Annotated in this window: 4 protein-coding genes and 1 pseudogene; 2 read left to right on the top strand and 3 right to left on the bottom strand. The window is 67.2% G+C overall.

What is annotated here, in order from left to right; all coding sequences use genetic code 11:
- The first annotated feature begins 547 nt into the window (after window positions 1-547).
- Entirely contained in the window at window positions 548-1,096 is a 549-nt protein-coding gene (locus ACZ55U_RS38845) for a DUF1062 domain-containing protein (RefSeq protein ID WP_465534320.1), read from the top strand.
- Here ACZ55U_RS38845 and ACZ55U_RS38840 read toward each other — a convergent pair.
- The 3 genes from ACZ55U_RS38840 to ACZ55U_RS38830 form a co-directional block, all read right to left on the bottom strand.
- Window positions 992-1,774 carry a methyltransferase domain-containing protein gene (locus ACZ55U_RS38840; RefSeq protein ID WP_465534318.1) on the bottom strand — a complete coding sequence of 261 codons (783 nt, stop codon included), beginning with the start codon at window positions 1,772-1,774 and terminating at the stop codon, window positions 992-994. The two genes, ACZ55U_RS38845 and ACZ55U_RS38840, sit on opposite strands and share 105 nt — an antisense overlap.
- A gap of 511 nt (window positions 1,775-2,285) precedes the next feature.
- A complete protein-coding gene (locus tag ACZ55U_RS38835) occupies window positions 2,286-2,654 on the bottom strand; it encodes a hypothetical protein (protein WP_465534316.1) in 369 nt (122 codons plus the stop codon).
- A 572-nt stretch (window positions 2,655-3,226) separates the two neighbouring features.
- Entirely contained in the window at window positions 3,227-3,478 is a 252-nt protein-coding gene (locus ACZ55U_RS38830) for a DUF7848 domain-containing protein (protein WP_465534314.1), read from the bottom strand.
- Window positions 3,479-3,590: 112 nt separating this feature from the next.
- Between ACZ55U_RS38830 and ACZ55U_RS38825 the strand changes: the two are divergent.
- A pseudogene (locus tag ACZ55U_RS38825) lies at window positions 3,591-3,812 on the top strand (replication initiator); the annotation flags it as partial.

Raw genomic sequence — 3,812 nt, 5'->3', positions numbered from 1 at the left:
GACCTCCGTCATCTCTCCAGGTGTCACCCACTGCCAACGACACAACCAGCCAACGGACACGCCACAGTTGAACCGATCTGACCAAGCCCTACTAGCAGAGAGGCACAGTTCAACGAGCTGAAACCGGATTTTGATGCGCCTTTGTGCAGCGCGCCCTTGTGAGCCGTCCTGGCTGGATGTGACGATTTGGAGCGGCGTCACCCGGACCCGTCGGGTTCGGAACCCGGGGCGCTGTTCACTCCAGAACAATCCGGGATCATCGGCAGCGGGCCGTGTTGGCGCATGGGCCCGTCCGAACAGCAGAGACCGCCCGGCCCGTTCGCTGGCCCGAGCGGTCTCTCTGCGTTGTGCGCGCCGACGCGGAAAACCGGTGGTACCGCGGCCGCGTGCGGGGTTACCGTGCCGTCCGGCCAGGTCGTCCAGCCGAAGGGCATGCCGTTGTACACCGTGTGAGACCTCCCGATCGCTGATCTGTCGCGCGTCGCGCCCGTGGGCTGCGCCGCGCTCCTTTCTGCTGCGGACTTCTCACTGGAAACGGTGTACCCCTGTGCTCGAAACCTGGGTGGTCATGCCCACCTGCCTGCCCCTCGTCCGCCGACGCTGCCACACGTGCGCGTCCGAACGCTTCCGGGCGAGCGGCAAGTTCCGCGTCAACGCCAACCACAAGCTCATCGACGTCTGGCTCCTGGTGCTCTGCGCCGGGTGCGGGCGGACCGCCAAGCTCACCGTCCTGGAGCGGGCCCAGGTGCGCTCCGTGCGGCCCGAGCTGCTGGAGCGCCTGCACGCCAACGATCCCGCCCTGACGGCCGAGTTGCTCCGGGACCCGGCGGTGCTGCGGCGGGGGCGCGTCTCCCTCGACTGGGAGGGCGCCTGGCGCCTGGACACCGGCGGCTCGAACCCCCTGGACCGCGAGGTGCTCGATGTCTCGGTCCGCTTCGCGGCCCCCATCCCCGTGCGCCCGGTGCAGCTGATCGCCGAGGCCTGCGGCCTGTCACGCGGCGAGGTCGAGCGCCTCCTCGCGCAGGGCCGGCTCGTGTCGGCCGCCCGCCTGGACGGCAGGCTCTCCGGCGACTTCACCTTCACCCTCAAGCGCTGAGCCCTCCGGGTGCCCCGCGTGGGAAGCCGGCCGGTCCGGCTTCCCACGCAAGGGCTTCGGGCACGGGCGTCCTCGCGGGGTCCGCTCAGGTCGGCTGGGCAAGGTCGTCCAGCCAGGCGTGCCAGTCGTCCGGGCTGACGATGCGGCCGAACCGTTCGACGCCAGGATCAGCCCGCCGCGCCGGGTCTGCTCGATCCACGCGCGCAGGATCTCCCGCAGACCGTAGGTGGCGGTGATCCGGTCGCACGGGGCGCCGGGCGGGTGACCGAGCGCACCGTCCCCGCACACGACGTGCGGGCGATGGCCGGCGGCATGCACCAGCGCGGCGCGGGCCCGGGCCGCGACTTGGAGATCGGTCTCGATCGTGATCACGTTCGTGCCACCGAGCCGGTGGGCGAGCAGGGCGGTGTTCCAGCCGGTGCCGGCGCCCTGTTCCAGCACCCGCATCCCCGGTTCGACCCGGAGGTCGTCGAGCATGGAGGCGACCAGCGAGGGCATCGAGGCGGAACTGGTGGGCACCGTGCCGGGCCCGGCGCCCTGGTGCTCGCCGTCATCCCACTGGGTGACGATGGGAATGTCCGCAGCGGCCGCCGTCAACCAGCCCGGCTCATCCTCGGCCCGGTTGACGGGGCGGCTGGTGCCTGTGGCCAGGTCGTGCGCCCAGACCAGGTCCGGCATGAACAGCGAGCGCGGGAGGGCTTCGAAGTCCGCCGCCCAGGCGTCGGGGACGGGCGAGGACCGCCCTGACGGGCGTCCTCCTGCTCGGGTGCGAGCATCACTTGCGCGCCGCGCCGTCGGGGGACGGCGGGTCGGACGACGGCGTCCACGGGGGTGCCCGGATGCCCGCCCTCCTCGCCGCCCGATCCTCCGCTGCCATGTCCTGCGGCGGCGTCCATGCCAGCAGTCCCTCGACGCGTTCGCAGATTTGCACCCTGGGGAGTCAAGACCATTGGAGATCGAGGCCGTGCCTGATCACCGCACACAAGGAAACCCTTGCGCAGGCCCAACGCGTGAGCGTGGATGGCGAGTTCGGTGGGCATGGCGGTCACCCGAGCAGACATCTCGCCGTCAAAGCTCCGAAGGCGTCCCTCTGAAAGAGGGACGCCTTCGCGCTAGATCGACAATCAGAACGGCCTTACAGCCATCCAATTCGGTTCTACGGACTCCCGGCTCTAGCGAATCGAAAGCTCTAGCTCATCATGATCGAATTAGCAGAGACGAGATACCCAATGAATTCGATATCGACCCCCACGAGAGTCCCAACTCCATCGATCAATGGAATCACCGAGAGAACTTCCAGGCCACGCCCTGGAATATCCCATTCGATTGATCTTTGAGCATATCCCTCTCCAGGCCAAAGATAGTCCGGAATTTCCGAGTCAGGCCGCTTCTCAACCAGCAGCGTCCAGTCCGTCCAAACCTTGAACACTACCGACGAGCTATCGGCGAGAATGATCCGAAGGGTTTTGAGCATCCCTTCGGAATCAACGATTTCGAGGACCTTGAGAGCCTTGATGCCCCTAAAGACCTCGGGATCCCCGCCTTCAGGTCGAGCCACTCCAACGTTCCTCGCCTCTAGCTGTATCGCGATCGCTTCACCTTGGCACGTCTTCGTTAGCAAGTGCATTGCCACGGGGTTGCGCGGTCCCACCAACCATTCCCGCGCGCACCCAGTGGGAACATCGCGACGAACGCACCGTCTCCCTTAGTGACCAGCAGGTCGCCATCCTTGCGATAGAGCCAGTAATCACTTGCGACGCCATTCTTAGGGTTCCATTCGCCACGCCGAACCTCATAGACTCGACCCTTGCACCATTGGCCAGCGGCGGGGTCACCGGGGTTCAGTCCATAGTCCTTGAAATGATCGCCCCAGTGGCTGCCGAACTGCTTTCCATCCACTCCCGACAACTCGGGGCCGCAATTACTATTGTGGACCAGGACCGGCGTGACCCCGGCCAGTACATAGTATGTGCGCTACGCAGCCTCTCTTTACCTGCTTTTTCACAGGTCAACGGTGGTTTTCGGTCCGTCGGTGTCCGTGGATGTGCGCTGAAGTCCGTGGTTCTTGCCGTCGCCGCTGCCGTCAGAGGTATAGACCAGTCCCCCTCGCTGCCGACTGCGCGCGTGACCCTAATGCCAAGCTCCGGGCTCGGCGCGGACGATGGTGCGGGTGGTCTGCTCGTACGACTGGTGACCGGTCTGCGCGCAGTGCCCGGCGATCCAGCGCGTCAGCTCCTCGGGGGCGTGCAGCTCACCGGACGCGACAGCGCAGTTCCGTTCTTCGCCAGTGACGCAGACTGCCTCGAAGGTCGGCAGCGCCATGGGGTCGGTCACGGTGGTCACGTGGTACTCGCGGAACCGGTAGCGGGTGGTCTTGCCCATCAGCCTTCCTCGGCCTCCCGCTCGGGGGCGGGGAGACGCTGCCCACGCGAGTCGGCGACCCTGAGCGCGTCCGACAGGGCCTCGGTCAGCCGGCAGGCGAGCCAGCGGCACTGTCATCCGCCTCGACGGCCCGGACGGCAGCACCCAGCCCCCACCCCCGTCCGCCACAGTCACCATGCTCACCGACGCCATCCGGGCCGCCGCCGCACGCGTCTCGATCAGCGTCGTCTCGGACGCGATCGGGGAACGCGAACTCACCTGGGGCGAACAGCTCGACGTGCGCGAGATCGCCGCCTTCGGCACCGACGCCGAACTCACCAATCACGCGGTCGCC

It is taken from the genome of Kitasatospora sp. NPDC034533, assembly GCF_055575155.1.
The sequence above is the reverse complement of the archived record's forward strand: the minus strand, read 5'-3'. Positions and strand labels throughout refer to the sequence as shown.

Bases quoted from the DNA above. Each gene is read 5' to 3' on its own strand.
- ACZ55U_RS38830 (WP_465534314.1), bottom strand. From the start codon at position 3,478: ATGGGCAAGACCACCCGCTACCGGTTCCGCGAGTACCACGTGACCACC.
- ACZ55U_RS38840 (WP_465534318.1), bottom strand. From the start codon at position 1,774: ATGCCGGACCTGGTCTGGGCGCACGACCTGGCCACAGGCACCAGCCGC.